This window comes from Cyanobium sp. L1E-Cus, from assembly GCF_024345755.1.
Taxonomy (GTDB): domain Bacteria; phylum Cyanobacteriota; class Cyanobacteriia; order PCC-6307; family Cyanobiaceae; genus Cyanobium_A; species Cyanobium_A usitatum.
The window spans coordinates 439471-463143 of sequence record NZ_JAGQBS010000002.1 but is presented as its reverse complement, the minus strand read 5'-3'; the positions used below and the strand labels follow the sequence as shown (position 1 = coordinate 463143).

Annotated in this window: 28 protein-coding genes; 14 read left to right on the top strand and 14 right to left on the bottom strand. The window is 63.1% G+C overall.

The window, feature by feature from the left end:
* Positions 1-19: 19 nt before the first annotated feature.
* The 3 genes from KBZ22_RS02505 to KBZ22_RS02495 form a co-directional block, all read right to left on the bottom strand.
* Positions 20-1828, bottom strand: a complete 1809-nt coding sequence (locus KBZ22_RS02505; RefSeq protein WP_254941362.1) for an SLC13 family permease — start codon at positions 1826-1828, stop codon at positions 20-22.
* Positions 1829-1921: 93 nt separating this feature from the next.
* Positions 1922-2626, bottom strand: coding sequence for a TrkA family potassium uptake protein (locus KBZ22_RS02500; RefSeq protein WP_254941361.1), 705 nt, complete (start codon positions 2624-2626; stop codon positions 1922-1924).
* A gap of 22 nt (positions 2627-2648) precedes the next feature.
* The gene (locus tag KBZ22_RS02495; protein WP_396111515.1) at positions 2649-3992 is read right to left on the bottom strand and encodes a TrkH family potassium uptake protein; all 1344 of its coding nucleotides are present in this window, start codon (positions 3990-3992) and stop codon (positions 2649-2651) included.
* Between the two features lie 112 nt (positions 3993-4104).
* Between KBZ22_RS02495 and KBZ22_RS02490 the strand changes: the two genes are divergently transcribed.
* The 6 genes from KBZ22_RS02490 to KBZ22_RS02465 all read left to right on the top strand — a co-directional run bounded on the left by KBZ22_RS02490 (position 4105) and on the right by KBZ22_RS02465 (position 11635).
* Positions 4105-4767: a DedA family protein gene (locus tag KBZ22_RS02490; protein WP_396111555.1), complete on the top strand. Its 663-nt coding sequence runs from the start codon at positions 4105-4107 to the stop codon at positions 4765-4767.
* Positions 4768-5291: 524 nt separating this feature from the next.
* Positions 5292-7199 carry an NAD(P)H-quinone oxidoreductase subunit F gene (locus tag KBZ22_RS02485; RefSeq protein ID WP_255020881.1) on the top strand — a complete coding sequence of 636 codons (1908 nt, stop codon included), beginning with the start codon at positions 5292-5294 and terminating at the stop codon, positions 7197-7199.
* Positions 7196-8668, top strand: coding sequence for an NADH-quinone oxidoreductase subunit M (locus KBZ22_RS02480; protein ID WP_255020880.1), 1473 nt, complete (start codon positions 7196-7198; stop codon positions 8666-8668). The genes KBZ22_RS02485 and KBZ22_RS02480 overlap by 4 nt, the downstream gene beginning before the upstream one ends.
* On the top strand, positions 8665-9969 hold the full coding sequence (locus KBZ22_RS02475) for a CO2 hydration protein (RefSeq protein ID WP_255020879.1): 1305 nt from the start codon (positions 8665-8667) through the stop codon (positions 9967-9969). Before KBZ22_RS02480 ends, KBZ22_RS02475 begins: the two co-directional genes overlap by 4 nt.
* Positions 9970-9979: 10 nt before the next feature.
* Positions 9980-10381, top strand: a complete 402-nt coding sequence (locus KBZ22_RS02470; RefSeq protein WP_106502876.1) for a fasciclin domain-containing protein — start codon at positions 9980-9982, stop codon at positions 10379-10381.
* Between the two features lie 33 nt (positions 10382-10414).
* Entirely contained in the window at positions 10415-11635 is a 1221-nt protein-coding gene (locus tag KBZ22_RS02465; RefSeq protein WP_254941354.1) for a cation:proton antiporter, read from the top strand.
* On the opposite strand, the gene bioA is transcribed toward KBZ22_RS02465, so the two are convergent.
* From bioA to KBZ22_RS02435, 6 genes are all read right to left on the bottom strand, one after another.
* Positions 11574-12839, bottom strand: a complete 1266-nt coding sequence (gene bioA / locus KBZ22_RS02460) for an adenosylmethionine--8-amino-7-oxononanoate transaminase (protein ID WP_255020878.1) — start codon at positions 12837-12839, stop codon at positions 11574-11576. The genes KBZ22_RS02465 and bioA overlap by 62 nt on opposite strands.
* A gap of 4 nt (positions 12840-12843) precedes the next feature.
* On the bottom strand, positions 12844-13059 hold the full coding sequence (locus KBZ22_RS02455) for a sigma factor-like helix-turn-helix DNA-binding protein (protein ID WP_254941352.1): 216 nt from the start codon (positions 13057-13059) through the stop codon (positions 12844-12846).
* Positions 13031-13240, bottom strand: coding sequence for a hypothetical protein (locus KBZ22_RS02450; RefSeq protein ID WP_255020877.1), 210 nt, complete (start codon positions 13238-13240; stop codon positions 13031-13033). The genes KBZ22_RS02455 and KBZ22_RS02450 overlap by 29 nt, the downstream gene beginning before the upstream one ends.
* Positions 13210-13368: a hypothetical protein gene (locus tag KBZ22_RS02445; protein ID WP_255020876.1), complete on the bottom strand. Its 159-nt coding sequence runs from the start codon at positions 13366-13368 to the stop codon at positions 13210-13212. Before KBZ22_RS02445 ends, KBZ22_RS02450 begins: the two co-directional genes overlap by 31 nt.
* Positions 13369-13461: 93 nt before the next feature.
* Positions 13462-13827: a hypothetical protein gene (locus KBZ22_RS02440; protein ID WP_254941349.1), complete on the bottom strand. Its 366-nt coding sequence runs from the start codon at positions 13825-13827 to the stop codon at positions 13462-13464.
* A 13-nt stretch (positions 13828-13840) separates the two neighbouring features.
* Positions 13841-14269: a DCC1-like thiol-disulfide oxidoreductase family protein gene (locus KBZ22_RS02435; RefSeq protein ID WP_255020875.1), complete on the bottom strand. Its 429-nt coding sequence runs from the start codon at positions 14267-14269 to the stop codon at positions 13841-13843.
* Positions 14270-14327: 58 nt separating this feature from the next.
* Between KBZ22_RS02435 and KBZ22_RS02430 the strand changes: the two genes are divergently transcribed.
* From KBZ22_RS02430 to KBZ22_RS02410, 5 genes are all read left to right on the top strand, one after another.
* Complete coding sequence (locus KBZ22_RS02430) at positions 14328-15527, top strand: NAD(P)-binding protein (protein ID WP_255020874.1); 1200 nt, start codon at positions 14328-14330, stop codon at positions 15525-15527.
* 154 nt (positions 15528-15681) lie between these two features.
* Entirely contained in the window at positions 15682-16134 is a 453-nt protein-coding gene (locus tag KBZ22_RS02425) for a hypothetical protein (protein WP_255020873.1), read from the top strand.
* A 78-nt stretch (positions 16135-16212) separates the two neighbouring features.
* The gene (locus tag KBZ22_RS02420; protein WP_255020872.1) at positions 16213-17289 is read left to right on the top strand and encodes a glycosyltransferase family 2 protein; all 1077 of its coding nucleotides are present in this window, start codon (positions 16213-16215) and stop codon (positions 17287-17289) included.
* Between the two features lie 49 nt (positions 17290-17338).
* A complete protein-coding gene (locus KBZ22_RS02415) occupies positions 17339-17611 on the top strand; it encodes a cell division protein SepF (protein WP_255020871.1) in 273 nt (90 codons plus the stop codon).
* A 55-nt stretch (positions 17612-17666) separates the two neighbouring features.
* Entirely contained in the window at positions 17667-18518 is an 852-nt protein-coding gene (locus KBZ22_RS02410) for an acyl-CoA desaturase (protein WP_254997996.1), read from the top strand.
* Here KBZ22_RS02410 and KBZ22_RS02405 read toward each other — a convergent pair.
* The 3 genes from KBZ22_RS02405 to KBZ22_RS02395 form a co-directional block, all read right to left on the bottom strand.
* Positions 18515-18736 carry a hypothetical protein gene (locus tag KBZ22_RS02405; RefSeq protein ID WP_254941342.1) on the bottom strand — a complete coding sequence of 74 codons (222 nt, stop codon included), beginning with the start codon at positions 18734-18736 and terminating at the stop codon, positions 18515-18517. The genes KBZ22_RS02410 and KBZ22_RS02405 overlap by 4 nt on opposite strands.
* Before the next feature lie 99 nt (positions 18737-18835).
* Positions 18836-19432, bottom strand: a complete 597-nt coding sequence (locus KBZ22_RS02400; protein WP_254941341.1) for a triacylglycerol lipase — start codon at positions 19430-19432, stop codon at positions 18836-18838.
* Positions 19433-19537: 105 nt separating this feature from the next.
* Entirely contained in the window at positions 19538-19885 is a 348-nt protein-coding gene (locus KBZ22_RS02395; protein WP_106501512.1) for an RNA-binding protein, read from the bottom strand.
* Positions 19886-20092: 207 nt separating this feature from the next.
* Between KBZ22_RS02395 and KBZ22_RS02390 the strand changes: the two genes are divergently transcribed.
* The gene (locus KBZ22_RS02390) at positions 20093-20257 is read left to right on the top strand and encodes a Nif11-like leader peptide family natural product precursor (RefSeq protein ID WP_106501513.1); all 165 of its coding nucleotides are present in this window, start codon (positions 20093-20095) and stop codon (positions 20255-20257) included.
* 16 nt (positions 20258-20273) lie between these two features.
* Here KBZ22_RS02390 and KBZ22_RS02385 read toward each other — a convergent pair whose 3' ends face one another.
* Complete coding sequence (locus KBZ22_RS02385; protein WP_261353826.1) at positions 20274-20723, bottom strand: hypothetical protein; 450 nt, start codon at positions 20721-20723, stop codon at positions 20274-20276.
* Positions 20724-20826: 103 nt separating this feature from the next.
* On the opposite strand from KBZ22_RS02385, the gene KBZ22_RS02380 reads away from it, so the two are divergent.
* Positions 20827-21045, top strand: a complete 219-nt coding sequence (locus KBZ22_RS02380) for a CP12 domain-containing protein (protein ID WP_106501514.1) — start codon at positions 20827-20829, stop codon at positions 21043-21045.
* A gap of 37 nt (positions 21046-21082) precedes the next feature.
* Here KBZ22_RS02380 and KBZ22_RS02375 read toward each other — a convergent pair whose 3' ends face one another.
* Entirely contained in the window at positions 21083-22216 is a 1134-nt protein-coding gene (locus KBZ22_RS02375) for a TrkA family potassium uptake protein (RefSeq protein ID WP_255020870.1), read from the bottom strand.
* A 183-nt stretch (positions 22217-22399) separates the two neighbouring features.
* On the opposite strand from KBZ22_RS02375, the gene KBZ22_RS02370 reads away from it, so the two are divergent.
* The gene (locus KBZ22_RS02370) at positions 22400-23662 is read left to right on the top strand and encodes a ferredoxin:protochlorophyllide reductase (ATP-dependent) subunit N (protein WP_255020956.1); all 1263 of its coding nucleotides are present in this window, start codon (positions 22400-22402) and stop codon (positions 23660-23662) included.
* Positions 23663-23673 lie beyond the last annotated feature (11 nt).

Here is a 23673-nt window from a genome sequence, read left to right as displayed (position 1 = left end):
GTGTTTGATCCAGTTGCGCCTAGATCCTAAATTGGCGGCAAACCAATAGGGGCACCAGCAGGGTCATCACCACGGTGAGGGGGAAGCCGTAGCGGGCCACATCCAAAAAGCGATAGCGGCCGGGGCCAAACACCATCAGGTTGGTTTGATAACCAACCGGGCTTAAAAAGCTCTGGCTGGCCCCAAACAGCACGGTGAAGATCAGCGCCATCGGCGCAATGCCAAGGCCTATGGCCAGTTTGCCGGCGATCGGAATCACCATGGCTACTGTGGCGGCATTGCTCATCACCTCGGTTAGCAGCGTGGTGAACAGGAACACTGCCGCGACTGCCCAGTAGATGGGCCAGTCATCTAGGCCGCTGAGCAGTCCCTTGGCCATGGCTTCGGCCAGGCCTGTTTTCTCAAGGGCCACACTGAAACTGCCCAGGGATCCCAGCAGCAGGATTACATCTAGTCGGATTGAGCGCTGCAGTTCACCGCTGCGCAGGCAGCCTGTGGCCACCATCGCCACGGTGCCAAGCAGCACTGAGGCCACAAGGGGAATTAGTCCCAAGCTCGGCAGCAGGATTGCCAGCACGGCAATCACCAGGGCCAGGCGCTTGCGGCTCACCGTGGGCAGGTCGTCTTCTAGCTGTTCCAGCACCACCAGATCGTTGTTGGCTTGAAGACCGCGAATGGCGTCCTTGGGCCCCTGGAGCAGCAGCACATCGCCCTCGCGCAGCACCGCCTTGCCAAGGCGCTCCCTAAGCACGGAGTTTCCGCGGCGCAGGGCTAGCACTGTGGCGTTGTAGCGCTGGCGGAAACGCAGGTCGCGCAGGCAGCCACCAGCCAGGCTCGATCCGGAAGGCAGCAACACCTCCACCATGCGCTGGCTGCCAGAAATGGTATCTGCGGTGTCTGGGCTGTCGGGGGTGGGAGCAAGCACCACCATTTGCTCCTGCTGAAGGCGCAGTAGATCGGCCCGGGTGCAGCGCAGCAGCAGCCGGTCTCCCTGCTGCAGGGGGCGGTCGGCGAGGGGTGGGGTGAAACGTTCTGGGCCCCGATGCAGTTCGAGCACATCGACATCGAAGCGTCGTTGCAGCCGGCTGCCATGCAACGACTGGCCGATCAATTCCGAGCTGGCTGGAATCATCACCTCGGTGAGATAGCCACTGCTGGTTATATCGCGGGCTAGGTCATCGTCATCGCTGCCGCGATCTGGCAGCAAGCGATCTGATAGCAGGGCCATCACCAGGCTGCCCACGAGCCAGACGCCGATGCCGATTTTTGTGAAGCTGAACAGGCCGAAGGCGCCATAGCCGAGCTTTTCGCTGACTTCGCTGGCCAGCAGGTTCACAGAGCTGCCCAGCAGGGTGAGGGTGCCACCCAGCACCGTGGCAAACGAAAGGGGCAGCAGCACCTTGGAGGGAGATATGCGGCGGCGGTGGCACCAGCCCTCCACTACCGGCAGTAGCGAGGCCACGATTGGGGTGTTGGGCACAAAGGCCGATACCGGCCCCACCACTGCCGACAACAACACAATCATGCGCTTGGGGCTACGCACCGCATCGGAGCCGATCAAGCCGCGCAGGCGATCGAGGGCACCGGAACGAAACAGCCCCGCTGAAATCGCAAACAGGGCCATCACCGTAAGCAGGGCCGGGCTGCCGAAGCCCTGGAGGGCTTCTCCCGGTTTGAGTACCCCAGTGGCCATCAGCAGACCTACCGCTAGCAGGCCCGTGACTTCTGGGGGGATCACTCCCCACACAAACAGCACGATTGAGAGAGCCAGCACCACCAGGGTGATGAGAGCCCCGGGCTGGAGTGAGGCCTGCAGAAGGTCGGCCACAAATATCCCTCGAACATAGAGACCTTAAACCACGGTACCCTGATCGGGATAGGGGGTTTAAGTGGGGACTGGTTTGGGCCGCGCCAGCGCATTTCAGCTGCCAGGCAGTTTGGCCAAGGCTTCACTGGCGCCCATCACCACCAGCAGCTCGCCAGCCTCGAGCACGTGGGAGGCGGGCGGGTTCACCGTGAGCTGGTTGTCAGGTCCGGCGGCCAGCACGCTCACGTTGTAGTTCTTGCGCAGGTTGATCTCCCGCAGCGACTGGCCGATGAAGGCCTGGGGCACCCGGATCTCCTCGATGCTGTTGCGGTCGTCGAGGCGCAGCCGCTCCAGCAGGTTGGGCCGCACCAGTTCCATGCCTAGGCGGTGGCCCTGCATCTTTGAAGGAAAAACCACCCGATCGGCGCCCACCCGCTGCAGCATTTTCATGTGCAGATCACTGGTGGCCCGGGCGATTACCTGCGTCACCTTGCTGCCGGGGCTGTCTTTAACAATCAAAGTGGCCGTCACACTGGCCTCGATCGGCTCACTCATGGCCACCACCACGGTGGTCATGTCGAGTACGCCAGCGGCCCGCAGGGCTTCCTCGTCGGTGCAGTCCACCACCCGCGCCTCGATGGCGGGGTCGATTTGACGCAGCTCATCTATGGCCCGCTGGCTGGCATCGATCGCCAGCACTTCAGCCCCGGCCTTGATCAGTTCGCTACACACGGCGGAGCCAAATCGCCCCACTCCGATTACAGCGAAGCCACCTTTGATGGCGCCTTCAGACGGATTCCAATGCCACCAGTTCGTCATGGAGTGAGCCTGTTTAGGGAATTCAGATGTAGATCTCTTCGCGCGGATAACCCACCCGGGGTTGGGGCCGGCTGCCGTAGATCGCCGAAAGGAGCAGCAGGATGCCCAGTCTGCCTACAAACATGCCCACCATCAGCACCAGCTGGCCCCAACGGTTGAGCTGGGCGGTAACGCCCAGATCCAGGCCCACGGTGCCGAAGGCCGACATGCAGGTGAACAGCTTTTCGAGGAAGTTGAAGGTGGTGCGGGTGGGCTCCCCGGAGGTGGTTGGGCCAATCCCCAGCAGCAGGGCCATCAAAATCACGAAGATTGCTGATGCCATGGCGACCCCCACGGCACGCAGCACCACGGTGTCAGGGATCTGGCGCCGATGGATCACCACCTCCTCGCGCCCTTGCAGGGTGGAGCGGGTAGCCCCCATCAAGGTGGCGAAGGTGGTGGTCTTGATGCCACCGCCGGTGCCGCCCGGGCTGGCACCAATAAACATCAGCACGATCAGCAGCAGCAGGCCCGCATCCGAGAAGGTCTTAACCGAGAGCGGCACGGTGTTGAACCCTGCCGTGCGCGCCGAGATCGACTGGAACAGCGTGACCTGAATATCCTGCCACCACTGCAGATTTTCGATTACGCCACCGGCGGCGAATTGTTCGGTGAACATCAGTCCCAGGGCCCCAAACACGATTAACAAGGCCGTGCTGCGCAGCACCAGCCGGGTATGCAGGCTGAGGCGGCGAAGCCCTTGCAGGCGAGCACGGTTGGTCCAGAGGTCGTTGATCACCCGCCAGCCGATGCCGCCCACCACGATCATCGAGGCGATCACGCCATTCACCACCGGGTTGTCCCGGTAGCGCACCAGGTTGTCGCCCCAGAGGCCGAAGCCGGCGTTGTTGTAAGCGCTAATGCAGTGAAAAAGAGAAGCCCAGAAGCGCTCAAGCGGGTTGGCGATGTCGGTGAAGCCGAAGGCGTAGAGCACCACCGTGCCCAGCCCCATCACACAGAAGCCCGTGATCAGGATGCTGTTGAAGGTTGGGCCGATGCCGCCTACCCCGAATTCATCCAGGGCGCGGCCCCTATCAAGCCTGTGGCGCAGACCCGAATGTCCCTGCACGAAGCCCTGCAAAAAGGTGGTGATCGCCATCAGCCCCAGGCCGCCGGTGATGATCAATCCAGCCAACGTCACCTGGCCGAAGGCAGTCAAATCGCGGCTCACATCAATGATCGAAAGGCCAGTCACCGTGATTGCCGAGGTCACGGTGAACAGGGCTTGCCATAGCCCCACGTCATCGGTGGAGCAGAGCGGGCTGGCAAGCACCACAGTGCCTACGGCAATCACCAGGGCACCGGTGACAACCGTGAATTGGGGCACCGTGAGGCGCTGGCGCCACGTCTTAAGAGCGTTCCAGGGTGGGCTGGTCAGGCTGATGTTGCGTTTGTGATGCCTACCCTAATCACAGTTCTGTGCCTGGATTTTCCCTTTGATTCAGCAGTTGATCGACGGGCTGCCAGACCTGATCAGCGCCGCTGTGGAGACCAACCCCCTGCTCGGTTATGGAGCGGTTGCTTTTGTGATGCTGCTTGAAAATCTCATCCCGCCCATTCCCTCAGAAGTTTTGATGCCTTACGCGGGCTATCTGGTGCATGCGGGCCGGCTGCAATTTCTCCCCACGGTGGTTGCCGGACTGGTGGGCACCGTGCTGGGGGCCTGGTTTTGGTATGGCATCGGCCGCTGGATAAATGAGGAGCGGATCGCTGGCTGGCTGGCTAGCCGGGGCCGCTGGCTGGGCATCCAGCCAGATGACCTAGCCAATAGCCGCCGCTGGTTCAACCGCCATGGCTCGGCGGTGGTGTTCTGGGGACGACTGATCCCAGGGGTGCGGACCCTGGTGTCTGTGCCGGCTGGCATTGAATTGATGCCCCAGGCGAAGTTTCTCGCCTGGACCACAGCGGGCAGCCTGATCTGGACCACCTTGCTCACCCTGGCGGGCAGGGAGATGGGCCAGGCTTACGGCCAGTTGGAGGGTCTGCTGGCCCCCTGGGCCGGAGGGATCAAGCTGGTGTTGGAGATTGCGCTCGTCTGTGGAGTGGTGGCGCTGCTGCGGCTGTGGCAGCTGCGCAGCCGGGCCGCTGGCAGTGAGAGTTAGGGCTAAAACTCCGATGGACCTGGCTAGTTGATCTTTTCTATTTGAGATTCCCTATTTAGTGGTGTGGACGTGGAGCTGACCATCCCTGAAACCAGGGTGTGGAACACAGGCACTCCAGCCACCATCAACACAAACATAAACGTGGATAGCTGGCGCCACTGGGAGGCAAGCTGATCAGATGATGGTTCGAGTGGGTGGCTGCAATCGCTGCAGATCAGCATCTTCTTGGAGCGCCCCACCTTGGTGAGTAGGCGGCAGCCGCATTTTGGGCAGGCCATGGTGTTTAGAGAGTGGAGGAGTTTTTACAGAGTGGAGAAGTCTTTAAAGAGTGGAGGAGTATGGAGCTGAGAGGGACTCCAAGTGATCTCGACGATTGATAAGCACTTCTACTGACACCGATTGGATTTGATCTACCTTTGCCGCCCCAAGCCGATGCGTCTGTTTCTATCGTTACCGATCCGAAGGCGTATTCGTCATCTTTCACATGCCTGAGCTGTTGAGATTTCTATTGCCTGGTTGACACGATGACTGTTGCTCTGCTTCAAACCGCCTGGTTGGTTCCTTTCTATCCCTTGCTGGCGGCCCTTTTGTCGCTGGCCTGGTCGCCGGGGTTGATCTCCCGCACCGGCCCGCGCCCCTGCGGCTACCTCAACTTGGCCATGGTGGCCGTGGCCTTCAGCCACAGCTTGCTAGCGCTAACGGCCTTGCACACCAATGCCGCCGCTGGGGCCCAGGCCCTCTACAGGCCCGTGAGCTTCAGCTGGACCTGGCTCGAGACGGCAGGTCTAAGGGTCGGCTTTGACGGGCTGGTGACCGAGCCAGTACTGATCGCCATGACCGTGATCACCGGCTTGCACCTGCTGGTTCAGATCTACGCCATCGGCTACATGGAAATGGACTGGGGTTGGCCCCGCTTCTTTGGCTGCCTGAGCTTCTTTGAGGCTGGCCTGTGTGGTCTGGTGCTCACAGATTCGGTGTTTTTCAGCTACGTAATTCTCGAGTTGCTAACCCTGGGCACCTACCTGATCGTGGGCACCTGGTACAACCAACCCCTGGTGGTGAAAGGGGCTCGCGACGCCTTTCTCACCAAGCGCATCGGCGACCTGATCTTGCTAGCGGGGGTAATTGCCCTGTTGCCGGTTAGCGGCACCTGGAATTTTCATGGCCTGCAGGGATGGGCCGCCGATCTCACCAACAACGGCCAACCCCTGCCGGCTGGATTCACGTTGATCCTGCTAGCACTGATCGCCGGCCCCATGGGCAAGTGCGCCCAAATTCCTCTGCACCTCTGGCTGGATGAGGCCATGGAGAGCCCCCTGCCCTCCACAGTGCTGCGCAACTCGGTAGTGGTGGTTGGTGGCGCCTGGGTGCTGCTGCGCCTGGAGCCCCTCATCGAACTGAGCCCGCTGGTGCAGGCCGTGCTGGTTGCCGTTGGCGGCACCACGGCGGTGGTGGCCTCGTTGATCGCGCTGGCTCAGGTGGATGTAAAGCGAGCCCTCTCCTTCTTGGTGAGCAGCTGGCTTGGTTTGCTGTTTGTGGCGGTGGGTTTGGGTGGCACATCGGTGGCCGATCACCTGCTGCTCGTTTATCCGCTGCCGATGGCCCTGATCCTGATGGCCATTGGCACCATCGTGATCAGCAACGTGACCCAGGACCTCACCCAGCTGGGTGGGCTTTGGAGCCGGCGGCCGCTTATGGGCCTGGCCTTCCTCACCGGGGCAGCTGGCCTGATGGGACTGCCTCCCTTCGCCAGTTTTGCCGCCTTGCGCGAGCTGCTTGCTCTCACAGCAGCCAGCGGCCATCCCTGGCTGCTGGGTGGCTTGGTGCTGCTCACCAATTGCCTGATCAGCGCAGGCTTGATTCGTGTATTCGGCCAAATCTGGGGCGGTCGCCCCACACCCTTCACCCAGCGCTCCGCCGAGGTGTTGTGGTTGATGGTGTTGCCCACCACCGTGTTGATGGGTATGGAGCTGCACCTGCCTCAATTGTTGGTGCGCAATGGCGTATTCAGCCTCACTCCCCTGCCCGGTTGGGGGCCGCTGGCCTGGCCTCTGCTGGTATCGACCCTGGTGGGAGGGGGTTTCTCCGCTGCCTTCTACCTGCGGCCCCACGGCCTGGCCCGGCTGCCCCAGGCCCTCTCAGGCCTGCAGGAGTGGCTCGCCCACGACATGCAAACCGAGCGCTTTTATCACCGCACCGTGGTGGCTCTGGTGCTGGCCTTAGCCCGCTTTGGCGCCTGGAGTGATAGCCGCCTGGTGGATGGTTTCAGCGGTGGCACCGGGGCCGCAGCCATGGCTGGAGCCCGCCGGCTAAGCCTCACCACCTCCGGCCGCTCCCAGGCTTACGCCCTCAGCCTGGTGCTGGGGGTGCTGCTGATGGCTGCCTGGCTGTTGGCCAGCCCCGCACCCTTACCCCTGTCCTTGCTGCCGTGACCTCTTCCCCACTGCTGCTACTGCTGCTGATCCCCGGGGTTGCGGGTTTGCTGCTGTCCCGATTGCCGGAGGGGCGTCCCGCCTTGGTGCGCTCCCTGGCCGCCCTGGCCGCCCTGGCCCAGTTTTTGGTTGGGGTGTACTGCTGGCTGCAGCCCCCCGCCGACCTCAGCCTTACCTGGTTGCCTCGCCTGGGCCTTGCCCTGGAGCTCGGTCTCGATGGCATCTCCCTGCCCCTGGTGCTGCTCACCGCCCTGCTTACTGCTATGGCGGTGTTGGCCTCTCCTGCAGACCAGGGCCGCTCGCGCCTCTACTTCTCCTTAATGCTTGCCACCAACTTCGGGGTGGTGGGCGCCTTCCTCGCCCGCAATGCCTTGTTGTTTGTGCTGGCATTTGAGCTGGTGTTGATCCCCACCACGCTGCTGGTGGCTATCTGGGGAGGGGAGCGACGAGCAGGAGCTGCCACCCGCTTCCTGCTTTATGGCGCCGTTTCTGGACTCAGCCTGCTTGCTGGGGTACTGGCCTTCGGTTGGTTGGGTCAGGGCGCTGCCACCAGCACCGTGAGCTTCAGTTTTGAGGCCCTGGCGGCAACGCCCCTCGCTCCAGCTGCCCAGGCCTGGGTGCTGGCCCTGCTGCTGCTTGCTTTTGGCCTGAAGTTGCCCGTGGTGCCGCTGCACGGTTGGCAGCCGTTCAGCTACAGCCAGGCCCCTGCTCCGGTGGTGATGTTGCTTGGTGGGGCCGTTTCCAAGCTTGGTGCCTACGGCCTGCTGCGCTTTGGTGTGGGCCTATTGCCAGACGCCTGGACAGCTTTTTCCCCCTGGATCGCTGCTGCTGGTGCCGTTAGCGCCGTGTATGGCGCCCTTAACGCTGTTGCGGCTAAAGATATGCGCCGCCTGATGGCCTACAGCTCGCTTGGCCATATGGGCTTGCTGGTATTGGCTCTGGCTGCCGCTACCCCCTTGAGCCTGCAGGGGGTGATGGCTCAGGTGATTGCTCACGGCTTAATAGTGGCCCTGCTATTTGCCTGCGTTGAGCTAATCCAGCGCAAGACCGGGACCACCGTTATTGCCGAGCTATCCGGCCTGCTCAATCCGATTAGGGGCCTGCCCTTCACGATGGGTTTGTTATTGCTTGCCCTGATGGCCGCCGCTGGCATTCCTGGACTGGCTGGCTTCCCTGCAGAACTTCTTGTGTTTGAGGGCAGCTGGACCGTCTTTCCTAGGGCAACGTTGGTGTGCCTGGTGGCCTCTGGTTTTACTGCTGTTTATGCGGTGCGGCTATTCAATCGGGTTGGTTTTGGCCGGCTCGATAATTCCCGAGCTGACTGGCAGGGCACCAGCCTGGGCGAGCGATTGCCGGCCGTTGTTCTCACCCTGCTGGTGCTACTCACCGGACTATGGCCCCTAGGACTCACCGGCTGGAGTGAAACCGCCACCGCTGCCCTTGCCCTCCGCACCCAACTGCCCGTATGACACCCATCGTTTCGACCCCGGGTGTCCGCACACCCCTGATTCCTCCCTCAACCCATCCCTACGCAGAGGTGATCCACCGGCTTGAGGCGGGAGGATCAATGCTGCCTGATACCCCCGAGAACCTGCAGCAGATCATCGGTATCTATAAGGCCTACGCCGTGCCGATGGATTTTTATTGGCGCGATCTTTTGTATATCGCTGAGCGGGTATTTCTCAATCCGCTTCCCGCATTCAAGTATTTTATTTCTAAGGAGTATCTCGATCTCCCCAATAGCTACTCCGGTGATCAATCCAAGCTGCGTATCTGGCGCGGCGGTGAAAAGGCCCATCCGGAGCTACTGGAGTTTATGGAGCGGGGTGAGACCCGGCGCATGCCCAAGCTGCTGCATCACCTTTGGCACGACCGGGTGAACATGGAATTCGCCGAGGCCTGCATGCAGGCCATGTTCTGGCACCAGGGCATGGGCGGCCGCTTCAACGACTTCCTGGAGAGCGACGTCTACAAGGCCAATGCCGATCGGGCGATCAAGGCCTACTTCAAGGGCAATTTGGTGATGCTGGGGCTCTATAAGCTGTTCCCGGATATGTTTATGGAGCAAGTCAAGCAACTCTCCTTCTACGCCAACCTCGGCCTATTTTGGGAGGTGATGGCACCGGTGTTCTTCGAGATGAGCGACCTCTACGACGAGGGGAAGCTCACTTCCGTTCCCGAGGCGATGGACTTCCTCGTCAACGGCATCTTCGCGGTGGCGGGGCGGCCGATTTACCACCATGTGTTCATCCGGGGCGAGTGCTTCGAGATCATTCCCAAGAGCGAGGGCTTCACCTGGCTCTATGAGGCGGCGTTGCCCTATGTGGAGGCGGTGTTTTACCGCACCTCACCTTTCCGCGGCACCAAGAGCTACAACGCCCAGGCCTATCAGGTGCCGGCTGATCAAGCCGACTTCCACTACGGCATCCTCTATGCCGATGTGTTCCCGGTGGGATCCGCCGGCATTCCTCCCACCTTATTAATGCAGGACATGCTGCATTTTCTGCCTCCCTATTTGCAGGAGATGTACAAGACCCACAAGCGCGGTGAGGAAGACCAGCTGATCCAGTTGGGCATCACCTTTCAGCGCTCGATGTACAACGTGACTTCGGCAGTGATCCAGGCGTTGCGCTGTGCCTTGCTCTATCCCCTCGACGACACCGACCCGGAGCATCTTGCGGCCAACCGCCGCTTCTTTGAGGCCCAGATGGATCGTTTCCTGCGGCCCGAGGCGCGCCTTCCCGACATTCAAACCCAGGATTACCGCTAGGAGAGCTGCCATGGCCACGATTCTGGAAACCGCCCTCGCCGCCGGCGCCTTCAACACCCTGCTGGCGGCCGTCGATGCCGCCGGCCTGCGCGGCGCCCTGGAGGGCCCGGGCTCCTTCACGGTGTTTGCCCCGGTGGACGATGCCTTTGCTGCACTGCCTGCGGGCACGGTGCAAACGTTGGTAGACAACCCACCCCAGTTGGCTCGAATCCTCAAGTACCACGTGCTGGCTGGTGCCTACACCCGCGAGGCCCTGGTGGCCCAGGCCGAGTGGCCGAGCTTGGAGGGGGCTCCGATCCCGATCCGCCGTAGCGAGCCCTTTGAGGTGAAGAACGCCACAGTGGTAACCGCAGACATTGCCTGCGACAACGGCATTGTGCACGTGATTGATCGCGTGATCCTGCCGGGCTGATCCACCTTCGCCACCCTCGCCCCGCTGGCTCCCTTGGGTTCCTCCCTGCTCACGACCCTGCTGCTGTTGTTGGTGGGGGCCCTGCTGGCCCGGTTGACGGCCACCCGGCTCGCCCGCTGGGCAGTGCCGGCGATCGTGCTGGAGCTGGGAGTTGGCTTTGCCCTGGGCAACACCGTGCTGCCTTTTGAGCAGATCCGCTCCCTCTCCGGTCTGCTGGAGCTGGGGGTGCTCACCCTGTTTTTTCAGGTGGGTCTGGAGGTGCGCGGCGGCTTGTTGGGCTCCCGGCCAGCGGCAGTGCTGCGCACGGTGTTGCTGTCGGCGCTAACGCCGCTGCTGGCCTGGTGGCCGCTGCAGCAGGCCTTTGGACTTTCCACTGCCACCACCCTGCTCTTTGTGGCCGTGCTCAGCGCCACCGGCACCGGGGTGACCCTGCGGGCCCTCGGCCAGCTCGGTGCCTTGAAAACCCCCTCCGGTCGCCTGCTTGTGGGGGTGTCGGTGCTCGACGATCTGCCCGCGATCGGCCTGCTCACCTGCTCTCTGCTGTTGGCGGGCACCCGCCTGGGCGGTGGCGCGGCTACGGCCGGGTCCGGTTGGCTGGTGCTGCTCGGCCCAGCCTTGGCCCTGTTGAGCGTGCCGCTGTCGAGCTGGTGGTTGCGGCGCCACGGGCCCTGGCAACCGGGGCCCTTAGGAATGTTGCTGCTGTTGATCGGCTGCAGCTGGATCGGTGAGGTCACCGGGGTGACCAGCCTGCTGGGGGCGCTCTGGGGTGGGGTGCTTTTCAATCGCCTGGCGCCCATGGGGGAAGGGAGCACCGAGGCCCGCGAGCTTCGGGGCAACCTGGCCCTGCTGTCGGAGGTGTTTTTGCCCCTCTATTTCCTAGGGGTGGGGATGCGCATCCAGGCGGGCACCCTGTTGCAGCCCTCGGCCTGGTGGCTGGCCCTGGTGCTCTTGCTGCTGGCGATTGGCTGCAAGTTGATCTGCGGGCTTGGCATCAGCGGCCGGGATCAGGTGGCCGGGGTGGATCGCTGGGTGGTGGTGTTTGGCCTTATCCCCCGGGGCCTGCCTGGTCTGGTGTTTGCCTCCACTGCCTTGGCCAGTGGGGTAATCACCGCCGCCCAGTTCTCCGCCCTTGTGCTCATGGTGAGTGGCACCACCGTGCTGGGCCTGCTTTTGCTGGGCCGGCGTTTGGCAGCTATGGCGTGTCCATTGCCTGCTTCACCACTGCGTAGCAGCGATCAAGCTGGTCTTCGCTGATGCCCAGGGGCGGCAGCAGGTACACCACGTTGCCCAGGGGTCGCAGGTACACGCCCTGCTGTAGGCAGTGGCGTTGGATCCGTTTGCCGACGGGATTGAGGTAGCTGGCTTCGCCGGCGTCCACATCCCAGGCCGCCATGGTGCCGACGCAGCGGGGGCGCAGCACCCGCGGGTGTCGGGCCAGATCTTCCAGCAGTGGGGTGTGGCGCACCTCGAACTGCTGGAAGCGCTCGGGGTTGGCCTGAAGCAGATCCAGGCTGGCAAGGGCAGCTGCACATCCGAGGGGATTGGCGGTGAAGCTGTGGCCGTGGAAGAAGGTGGCCTCCGGCCGTTCGCTGATGAACCCCTGGTAGAGCCGCTCGCTGGCCATCGTTGCCCCCATTGGCAGGAAGCCACCGGTGAGGCCTTTGGAGAGTGCCATCAGGTCGGGCTGAATGCCAGCCCGGCGGCAGGCGAACAGGTCGCCGGTGCGGCCGAAGCCTGTGAACACCTCATCGGCGATCAGCAGGGCGCCGGCGGCCTGCACCCGCTCGGCTACGGCCCGCAGGAAGGCAGGTCGCACCACCCGCATGCCGCTGGCACCCTGGATCAGGGGTTCGAGGATCACGGCCGCGGTGGGCGTCTCTAGGGCCTGTTCGAGTTGGCGTAGGGCGACCTGTTCTCTTTGCTCCACCGCGTCGTCGCCCCAGTGGCTGTGGGGCCAGGCCACCCGGGCTACGGCAAATAGCAGCGGCTCATAGGGGTCGGTGAACAGGGAGCGCTCCCCCAGGGCCATCGCTCCGAAGGTGTCGCCGTGGTATGCCCCCTCAAAGGAGATCACCTGGCGGCGTTCGCTGCCCTGGTTGCGCCACCACTGCCACGCGATCTTGAGGGCCACTTCCACGGCGGTGGAGCCGTTATCTGAGAAGAACAGCCGCTCGAGGCCCGTGAGCGCACTGAGTCGGGTGGCGAGTTGCTCGGCGGGTTCGTGGCTGAAGTTGGCGAAGATCACCTGCTCCAGCTGCTGGGCCTGGCGGGCGATCGCCGCCGCAATGGCTGGCTCGGCGTGGCCGTGCAGGGTCACCCACCAGCTGCTGATGGCGTCGATCAAGTGGCGACCATCACTCAGCTCCAGCTCACTGCCTCGGGCCGCGCGCACCTGCAGCGGCTCGGGGCTGCTGGCCACCTGGGTGGTGGGGTGCCAGAGGTGGGGGTGCCAGGTCACAGGGTCAGGCTTCAAGGTGATCAATGAAGCGCACCGAAAGTCTCCGGATAGTTGCGTTGGCCCTTCGTTCTAAACCTCGGGCCGTGTCTCGTGTGTTTCCCATCTGCCGAGCCGTGGAGCTCACGCTCAAAGGTTCCCCTGCAGCGATTCCGTAGCGCAATCGCTGCAGTTCGGCCTCCTGTTCTGGCAGTTCATCGAGCAGCTGAAGCCGCCAGGGCATTGCTGATGGCGTCGCGAATCAACCAGGTGGCGTAGGTGGAAAAGCGGTAGCCCTGGCCGGGATCGCATCGTTTAGGTGGAGCGCCCCCGCCATGACGGACTCTCCGCAGCCGATCCGGGCCACTGCCCGTGGTGTAATCCCTGAGGAATTTCAGCCGTTGCTGGAGCGACCAGGTGCCCACTGCTGGATCAGCTGTTCGAGGCGTACCAGCTGGTAGCGGGTTTGCTCGTTGGGCTGTTGGATGTAGGCGCTGCGCAGGTGATCCAGCTCCGCGTCAAGCGAGAGCAGCACGGGGTGGTTCTCGTTCACGGAGCAAATCCAGGACCTTCCAGAAAATCCTAAGCCTTTATTAAATTTCGGGGATGGTCGGTCGGGTTTCGATTGGCTCAGGCTCTGATCGGCTCAGGTTCCGATTGGCAGTGGGCCGTCACGGTCGGAGCGGAAGGTGAGAGGCATGGATGGCACATGCCTCTGAATCAACTCCAGCAGCTGCTTGAAAACCTCGCGGGTGTGGGGGGCGGTAGTGCCCATGGCTTCGCGACTCAGCAGCACCAGCTCCAGCACCTTGCCATCTGCTTTTGATTGCACATCGGCGAACAGCTGCATGCGCTGGGTTTCACCGCCACCGCGGATCATGGCGCTGAGGTGGGCTGGGGTGCGGTGCTCGATCTCCGCTCTGAGCCCCTCCAATACAGGCTGGAGGGCCTCCAGCATGGCGGCGGCATCCAGCGGCACGCCGGGTTTGAGCACCACTAAAAACCGCGCCACAGCCACTCCCTTATCAATTCACGCTACCTGTTGCAGCCTGCCCAGCTGGTTGGTCCGGATCCAGAGGTAATCCCTGCACGGCCAGGGCGAGGCGCCGGGCCAGCAGCAGCATCGGATATAGGCGCTTTGCTCTCCCCGGTGTGGCGAGGATCGGGCCGAGCAGCTGCAGCAGGGTGGCGCTGGGCTCCAGCCGGCTGCAAATCCACTGAATCGCCTCGGCTCCATGCAGCACCCGGCCCTCTGCCAACACCACGGCACCCTGGCTCAGGTCCCAGCCCTGCTGCCGCAGCTGCCGCCGCAGTTCGTGATCGCTGCGGCCATCGCGGATCGCCAAGTTCGGGATGCCACTGCGCAGTTCCGCCAGCTCAGCGAAATGGCGGCAGAAGGGACAGCCGCCGTCAAACACCAGTACCGGATGGTCAAGTGCCGGGGGGCCAATCATCGGCTGCAGCCTTGGAGATCGCTGTCATCCTGAAGGCCTAGCGGTTTAGTTGTTGTGTATGCCCAGCTCGGGCCCGGAATCCATCGCCGTGATCGGGGCCGGGGTATCGGGCTGCGCTTTCGTTGCCCAGCTGCGCCGCTTGGGTTACACCGGAACCCTCAGCCTTTGGGAGACAGGGCGAGGTCCGGGCGGACGGGCCAGCACCCGGCGCTCCCGCCAGGATCATGGGCTGCGCATCGATCACGGGGCGCCCCTGCTCAACATCACCGGCGCAACGGAGCCGCTGTTGTTGCAGCCCCTGCTGGCTGGGGGCTGGATTGAGCCGTGGCCTGGTTTGATCGCCCAGCTTCAGGGGGAAGCGACCCTGCGGCCAGACCAGGCTGATGCCCTGGGGCTCGGCCAGCTCTACCGGGGTCGGGGTGGCATGGATCATCTCTGCAAAGGACTGTTGAGCCTGGCCGGCGAGGCTGGCGAAGCGTGGCAGCCCCACTACGGCACCCTGGTGCGCCACCTCGATTGTCAGGATGGTCTCTGGCAGCTGCTGGATCGGGAGGGGGAGTTGCTGGGTCAGGCCCATTGGCTTGTGCTGAGCAGCACCCTGCTGGCCCATCCGCGCAGCAGGCAGATTTTTGGCTGGGAGGAGGTGCCCCTCAAGCAGGCCGCAGAACGACTGGGCGACCTCCGACTGGAGCATGCCCTCACTGTGATCGCCGGCATCCGCGCTGAGGCCCGCAGCAATCTGCTGGTGCTGCTTGAGGCGGCTGCAGCAGGACCTTGGGCCAGTCTTCCTTTCAGCCTGCTTCATTTCGATGCTGCAGCCCAGCAGCGCTGGGGGCTGCAGCGGATCACCATTCAGCCCTTGGCCGACGGGCGCTGCGCCGTGGTGGCCCATTCCAGCCACTCCTTTGCCGCCGATCACCTTGATGTCTATGGCACCCATTCCGCCGTGGCCCGCATGCTTCAGCTGCCCCCCGATGAGGGCCGCGAAGATACGGTGATCACTGCCCTCACCACCGCTCTTGAGCAGGTGATGGCCCCCTGGTTGCCTGGACTAAACCTCGCCACGGCTGATCGCCAGCTGATGCGCTGGGGTGCCGCTTTTCCCCTGGCGCCCGGGCTGCCCTCCGAACTCAGTTGCTGCCCAAGCAGCCGGGTGGGATTCTGCGGCGACTTCATTGCGGGGGTGGGATTTGGGCGGATTGAGGGTGCCCTGCGCAGCGGCGAACAGCTGGCCCACGAGCTTTGTGCACTTGCCTAAAGCTGGGTGCTGCCGATCATTGCGATAGGTGCAGCCTTGCTACAGATCGCCCAAACGGTGTTGATTGCGATTGCAGCCATTGCTGCGGTGGGGCTATCAGTTGGGAGGTGAGACGTCTTGGATGTCTTGCAGGTGATCACCTTCCCGGACTGCGATGCGGCCCCTTTCACCACAAGTGGCACTCAGCAGTGCTGTTCACGGCCCGCCGCGCCGCTGCCGCAGCCTTCCCGTGGTTCCTGCCCAGCAACTTGAAGTGGTAACTCGGGCTGCCCACTACTTCGCCCATCATTTTTCCGAGCAGATCGAGTTGGAGGTGGTGGCTGATTCGATCGGGGTGAGTGCTGAGTGGCTCGATCTCTGCTTTGACCACTGCCGCGGTAAGACACCGTTTCAGACGCTCCAGCACATTCGACTCAGCCGGCTATTCGAGGGCATCGCAGCCCAACCGCAAACCACCCTTGAGCAGCAGGTGCACCGCTGTGGCCTGGCTTCGGTGATGGCAGCCAATCGGCTGTTTGAGGAGTTGTTCGGCATTGGCCTTGCACCTTTTCGTCGGGTTTGTCGCCGCGCCGAGGCTGATCGCTTGCTGCGACAGCGGAGCTGCTGAATCCTGGGACCTTCAACCTCCATCTGGATCGCGCTGGTCAGTGGCTGGGGGCTGGTTTCCTGCCTCGGTCTGGCGGTGATGCTGGTCCTACTGGAGCGCAGCTTCAGTGCGGCCCTAGCTCTACAACCAGCTCCATCAGGAAGCTCCCTTGCCCCTACCTCCTGCACCGTGGTGGTGCCGGCTTACAACGAAGCGGACAACATCAGCGACTGCGTGCGGGCAATCCTCGCCAGCGAGGCGCCATGTGAGAACTGGGCATTGATGGTGGTTGATGACGACTCAAGCGACACCACTGCGGCCTTAGCCCTGCAGGCGGGCGCAGGCGATCCACGCTTTGGCCTGCTGTCGGCGGGTGCCCGTCCCCCGGCAGAGCGCTGGGTGGGTAAAAACTGGGCCTGTTTTCGCGCCAGCAGCGAGCTCGAAAGCGACTGGTTGGTCTTCATCGATGCGGATGTGCGCGTCGCTCCGGGAGCGCTGCGGGCCGCCTTGACAGACGCCATTGCCCACGGGGCCGATTTGCTCACCCTGGCGCCGCGGCTCACCTGTGGCTGCCTGGCCGAGTGGCTGGTGCAGCCGATCATCGCCAGCTTGCTGGGACTGGGTTTTCCAATTGAGCGCGCTAATGATCCCTGCGATCCCTTGGCCTTTGCGGCGGGTCCGTTTCTGCTGTTCCGCAGCCAGGCCTACAGAGCCATTGGTGGCCACGCTGCCGTGGCCGGCGAGGTGGTGGAGGATCTCGCCCTGGCTCGGGCGATCAAGGGCCAGGGCTTCCGCCTGCGCTACCTGCTGGGGCTCGACTGGTTGACCCTGCGCATGTACCGAGACTTGGCCTCTCTCTGGGAAGGCTGGACCAAAAACTGGCTGCTTGGCCTCGATGGTGATGTGGCGAAGGCCTTGGCGGCTGGTGCGGTGGTGCTGCAGCTCTACGCCATTCCCTGGTTGTTGCTGCCCCCAGCCCTTCTGTTGGCCTGGCGATCGCCCCTGCCCCTGTCCTGGTTGCCGGCCCTGGCGGCCCTGCTGGCCATCGCCCTGCAATTGGCGATCTGGCTCTGGAGTCGTCGCCATTTCGGCACTCCCCTCAACTGGTGGTGGTTGAAGGGTCTGGGTGGGCTGTTGATCGGCTGGACCTGGCGGGGTCGCTCCTTGCACATGTAGCAATAGCCCCATACGTTGAGTGCCCACCGCCAGCGGGGTTTCCCCAGGCATGCCCAACCCATTCAACGAATGGATGCCCGAAGTGGTGGTGTTTCACCCCACCCGCTTCGAGGAGGCGCAGTGGATCGTGCACCACCTGCGCGAGCGCAAGACCGTGCTGGTGCACGCCGGGGCGATGGAGCGCAGCGAGGCCCAGCGGTTGATTGATTTCGTGGCGGGTGGTGTCAGCGCTATCGATGGACAGGCCGAATGCCTCGACGATCTCACCTTCGTTTTCGTCCCAGAGATGGTGGCCTTGCGGCGGGATCCCGCACCGCCGTGATCCAGGCTGCACCGCTCTGCCTCCTAGGCTCAAATCCTTTCTGGGAGTGGGCTGAGTGCCCCGTCTACGTCGCTTTCTGTACTCCCTCGGCCCCGTCCTGACGATTGCGGCCCACCTCGGCTGCCTGCTGCTCTTTTGGACCGGTCTCAGTCTCGGTGCGGCCCTTTGGGCTTTGGTGCTCTACTTGGTGCGCATGCTGGCCACCACAGCCATCTATCACCGCCTGATCACCCATTCCAGCTACAAGGCGCCCCGTCCCGTTGCCTGGATCGGGGCCTTTGTGGGGGCTTCGGCAGGTCAGATGGGCCCTAGCTGGTGGAAGGCTCACCACCAAACCCATCACCGCCACGTCGACACTTGCGCCGACCCCCACACCCCCCTTGCTCCTTCAGCGGGATGGAGGGGCCTGTGGCGCTCCCAGGTTGGTTGGTTGTTGTCTTCAAGTTTTTTCCCCACAACCCTGCCGGCCGATGTGGAGGCAGATCCGGTGTTGCGCCTGATCGACAGGCTCCATTTTGTGCCCGTGCTGCTGCTGGCCGGGCTGTCTTGGCAGCTGGGCGGACTGCCTTGGCTGGCGGCCTTCTGCCTAAGCACAACTGTGCTTTATCACGGGGTGGCCAGCGTTAATTCCCTGGCCCACCTGCAAGGCGATCAGCCCTTCGCCACCGGAGATGCCAGCCGCAACAACCTGTTTGTGGCCGTGATCACCCTGGGCGAGGGCTGGCACAATCTTCACCACGCTTTCCAAGCTTCGGTGCGTCAGGGAATCACCCTGCGGCAAGGGCGAGTGCGGCTATTGCCAGATCCCACCTACCGCTTTATCCGCCTGCTGGAGCGTTGCGGCTGGGCCTGGGATCTAAGGATCCCCAGTAATCACGCCCTGCTTGCCCGCGGCGCTGAGAGCTAAAAAGCGCAGGCCACAAGGCTCAACTGCAGCCAGCAACCTCCTGGAGCCAGCTTTTCCACAACCACATTCTTGTGCTGATCGTGGGCTACCAAATGGGCGAAGGTTTCTGCGTCGTCTCTGGTGTTGAAGCGAGCTGCTTGCACCTGCAGCGGCACGCTTTGCTCGCGTTCTACGGCAGCGCGTACGCGATAACGACCCGAAGCGATGGGATCATCCATAGGTGGATTCTGGATCCAATTGCTGGAAATTGCGCCAGCCTTCAGAGTTTCAGAGAAATTGATGGCTGGGGTGAGTTAAGCCAGGGTGTGTAAGCCAGTTCAGGGTCGCAGCAATTCGGCAACCAGTGGCTCCAGCGCCGCGGGATGTTGCAGCAGCTGCTGGTGGGTGCGCACGGGCAAGGGCTGCCGCGGGCCCAGCGGTAATACGGCGCGCCAACCAGGCAGCACCATCAGGTCGGCAGCGCAGTAGAAGCTGCAGCATTCCACGCCGTCTAGCCCCTCGAGATTTGTGTTGAGCTGGCGCAGCAGCGGGCTGCCCCATTTCATGTCGGCAATGCCAGCCAGCAGCCAGCTTGGCCAGGGCTGAGCTGTGAGAGTGCCCTGCTGGGGGCTACCGACGCTGATGAAGCGGCGGGTGCGCGATCGGCCGCCCTGAAGTTGGATCCAGGTACGGCCGATCACGCCACCCATTGAGAAGCCCAGCAGGTCGATTTGGGTGTGGGGACCAAAGGTTGCTTCGATTTGGCGGCCCAGCCGGTGAGCTAACTCCAGGATCGGAGTGGCACCGAGGCGATTGGGTAGGTAGGGGATAAGCAGTGGGGATCGCCGCTCATCCAGCTGGATTTTGAGGCGATCAAACAGGCGTGGCGTGTCCCACAGACCGTGCACCAGCACCAAGGGAGGAGCGCTTGCCATGGGCTCAGGCTAAGAAGCTGGTTGGTTTGCATCAAAAAGCCGCCCCCGAAGGGACGGCCAATGGATCACCTGAGTGACCAGGAAATCAGCTTTTGCGAGCGGGGCTCAGTAGCGGCTGCCGCCACCGCCGTAGCCACCACCGTTGTAGCCACCGCCACCGCCGAAGTCGCGGCGACCGCCGCCACCACCACCGCCGCCACCGCCACCGCTGCCGCGGGGCTCAGCTTTGTTGACGCGGATGGCGCGACCCATCCACTCAACATCCTGGAGATCTTCAATTGCCTTGGTCTCTTCGGCCTCGTTGGCCATTTCGACAAAGGCGAAACCGCGCTTGCGGCCGGTGTCGCGGTCGAGGGGGAGGCTGCACTTGCTCACCTGTCCGTACTGGCTGAACAGATGCTGGACATCTTCCGCTTCCGCATCGAAGGAAAGATTGCCGACGTAAATGGTCATGAACTCAGAAACTATGAATTGATCCTTCGACGGCCCAACAGAAAGTGGTCAGCTCGCTAGAGAGAAATCTTTGAATCACTTTCCACCATACACGGCCGCCTAACGCTTCGGTCGAAACTGCCCCTCCCGGGATGTGCCTTGACCAGCGGTGTGATGCCAAATCATCAAACCCTGGCTAGGGATGGTTGTTCCAAGCCTTGCATCGCCATGTCGAAAGCCCAGCTCACAGCCTTTATGGTCAAGGTTGATGCCGATACGGCCCTAAGGGCCCGGGTTGATGCCGCCGACAGTGTCGACGCGGTTGTGGCGATTGCCCTGGAGCAGGGCCATGCCTTTTCTCCTGCTTCCTGGTCCCGCGCCCAGCGTCCCTGAGCGCAGTCGCGCCTGCTTAGGGCCAGGGCGTGAAGGCGGCGGGCTGGTATTTGACGATGCCGATCCGCCAGCGCCGCTGGGCCAGTTGCTTCAGGCTGGCTAGCAACTCTTCAGTTGTGCCACCGGCGATCCAGTCGGCCTTGATCAGTGGCAACCGCTCGCTCATCACTTCGAGCGGCATCTCCAACAGCAACAGGCTGTCTTCAGCAGCGGCCCGCCGCAGGGCACCCTCGTCACTGCGCTGCCACAGCCTCAGCAGCAGCTCTAGGGCAAGGGTGCGGCCTGCTTCGCCGGGCTCGCCGCCGCTGGCTTCCCTCTGGGACTTGCCGGTTAGGGGCAGGGCACGCTTGCCATCGAGTTCGACTAGGGCCAGGGCCACCAGGTATGGAGCGTCTGCCACGGAAATTTTTGTGAGTCGCCACACCATGGCGAGGGGCGCGGATTCAGTGTGGAAACTGACACGCATTAGGTCTTCTGTTGCCGTTGGCGGATGGGGCTGCCCCACAAGCATTTGCCGGGACTAAATTTTCAGCCGTTCGCTCACAACTCCTTTCCAGGGAGCCAGCGCCATGTCGAGCATTGTTGACCAGTTGGTGACCTATCGCTCAGCTCTGGCGGAGGCCACGGAGCGGGGAGATCAGGCCGTTGCCCGCAAGATCGAGCAGCAGATCAAGGAGCTGCAGGATTTTCAGGTGCGCCATCCGGAGGAAACCGAGGCTCCAACACCGTTTGAGGTGTTCTGTGACCTCAACCCATCGGATGTCAATTGCCTCGTCTACGACGATTGAGCCCTGGCTCAGTTGTTCGTTTTTGTAGATCTAACGGTTAGGTAGACATCACGTCCACACTTTTAAGGGCAGTGCCAAGCAGCCTCGTGAATAGGTCCAGCTGCTCTTGACTGCCCATCACAACAAGCATCTGGCCCGGGGCCAGGCGAGTGTCGCTACCTGGATTTGCCAGCAACTCTGGCCGCTGTTGGGAGTATTGGGAGCCCCGGTACTGCCTCGGCACATCGTTGGCTGCAGGCTGGGGGGGCACGATCGCCAGCACTAGGGCACCAGAGCGCGAGCCGAGCTGGAGCTCCGCAAGGGATGCTCCATTGAGGTTGCCCAGGTCAGCTGGGTCGCTACTCAGCAGAAATTCCTCCACCTCGCAGCCAGAGCCAGCCAAAAGATCCATGAAGGTCACCGCCAGGGGGCGTAGGGCGGTGGCGGCCATGGTGCGCCCCCCACTGACGTAGGGGCTCACCACTTGATCGGCGCCGGCTAGGCGCAGCTTGCGTTCCGCTTCTTCACTATCGGAACGGGCTATGAGCCGGCAGTTGGGCGCCATACCCCGGGCGCTCAGCACCACGTAGAGGTTGGATGCGTTGTTGGGCAGGGCCGCCACCAGGGCACGGCAGCGGTGGATGCCGGCATCCAGCAGGGTCTCGTCGAGGGTGGCGTCGGCCATCAGCACGGCCAGCCCCCGCTCTTCTGCTGCCTCACGGCGCTCCGCGTCCATCTCCACCACCAGCAGGGGAACGTTTTCCCTGGCAAGTTGTTCGGCGATCTCGCGGCCGATGCGGCCATAGCCGCAAAGGATCACATGGTTATGCATGGTGGATAGCCAACTACGGAATCGGCGCTCGCGCAGGCGCCGGAAGTAACCGGATTCAGACAGGCCCAGTACCCCTTGGATACTGATCTGCACCACCACCAGGCCGCCCAGGATCAGCAGGGTGGTGACCACCCGCCCACCCGCGCTCAGGATCTGGGTGTGCCCGTCGCTAAATCCCAGGGTGCTGAGGGTGATCAGCACCATCCAGTAGGAATCCCCCCAGTCCCACCCCTCACTGAGGTGATAGCCGATGGCGCCGGCATTCACCAGCATGGCCAGCGACAGGGGAGCTCGCCAGGGTTTGCGTGCTCGCCGAGAGGGTGGTCGCCTGGGGACGATTGACCAGAAAGGCTTGGGCATGGGACCTGGACCCGGTGCTCCAGATCACGCAACCCAGATTATGGGCCGCAATTAGTTACGGCTTGTGGGCTGATCCCGAACATTTGTAGGGGTTGTCGACAGTTGGCCTGCCAGCTCCGTTAACCCTTAATGGTTCTTTCCGCAGGGGTCGCCTGGATGGGCGCGTCTTCGGTGATTGGTGACATGACAACTGGTTTGGCTGAGCAGCCGCCCCTACAGCTGCTTAAGGAGAGCGGTCAGCGGGAGGTGTTCTGCGGACTCACCTCGATTGTCTGGCTGCACCGGCGCATGCCGGATGCCTTTTTTCTAGTGGTGGGCTCCCGCACCTGCGCCCACCTGGTTCAGAGCGCCGCCGGCGTGATGATCTTTGCCGAGCCCCGCTTCGGCACTGCGATTTTGGGGGAGCGTGATCTGGCCGGCCTGGCCGATGCCAATGATGAGCTCGACCGGCTGGTGAAGGATCTGCTGGAGCGGCGCCCCGAAATCCGCACCTTGTTTCTTGTGGGCTCCTGCCCCAGCGAGGTGATCAAGCTGGATCTGGCTAAGGCTGCCGAGCGGCTCAATACCCAGCTAACCGGCCGGGTGATGGTGCTGAACTACAGCGGCAGCGGCATCGAAACCACCTTCACCCAGGGGGAGGACCAAGCCCTGCTGGCGATGGTTCCCCTGATGCCCAGCAGCGAGGTGGATCAGCTGTTGATCGTCGGCACCTTGGCCGATGCGGTGGAAGACCGGCTGGTGCAGCTTTTTGGTCGCCTGGGTATTCCGGTGGTCACGAGCCTGCCGCCGCGGCGCTCCACCGAGCTGCCCCCGATTGGTCCCGGCACCCGGGTGCTGCTGGCCCAGCCCTTCCTCTCGGCTACGGCAAGGGCCCTGGTGAGCCGCGGCGGCCAGCTGCTTACGGCTCCTTATCCGTTTGGTGTGGAGGGCAGTCGGGCGTGGATGGCGGCGGGCGCCGCTGCCTTCGGGGTGGCCCCGGCCCTGGTGGCCGAGGTGCTCGATCCGCTGGTGGAGCGGGGCCAGCGTGCCATCGCTCCCCACCGGGAGTTGCTGGCCGGTAAGCGGCTTTTTCTGCTGCCCGATTCCCAGCTGGAGCTCTCCTTGGCGAGGTTCCTGCAGCGCGAGTGCGGCATGGAGCTGGTGGAGGTGGGCACGCCCTACCTCGATCGCCAGCTGCTCGATGCGGAGCTGGCCCTGTTGCCACCTGGCACCCGTATTACCGAGGGGCAAGACGTGGAACGCCAGCTGGAGCGGGTCCGCGCCGAGCGGCCAGATCTTGTGGTGTGTGGCCTCGGCCTGGCCAATCCCCTGGAGGCCGAGGGCATCGCCACCAAGTGGTCGATTGAGCTGGTATTCAGCCCCATCCACGGTTGCGACCAGGCCGGCGAACTAGCCGAATTGTTTGCCCGCTCCCTGCGCCGCCGCGCCGCACTCTCCTTTTCCTGACCACCCGTCTC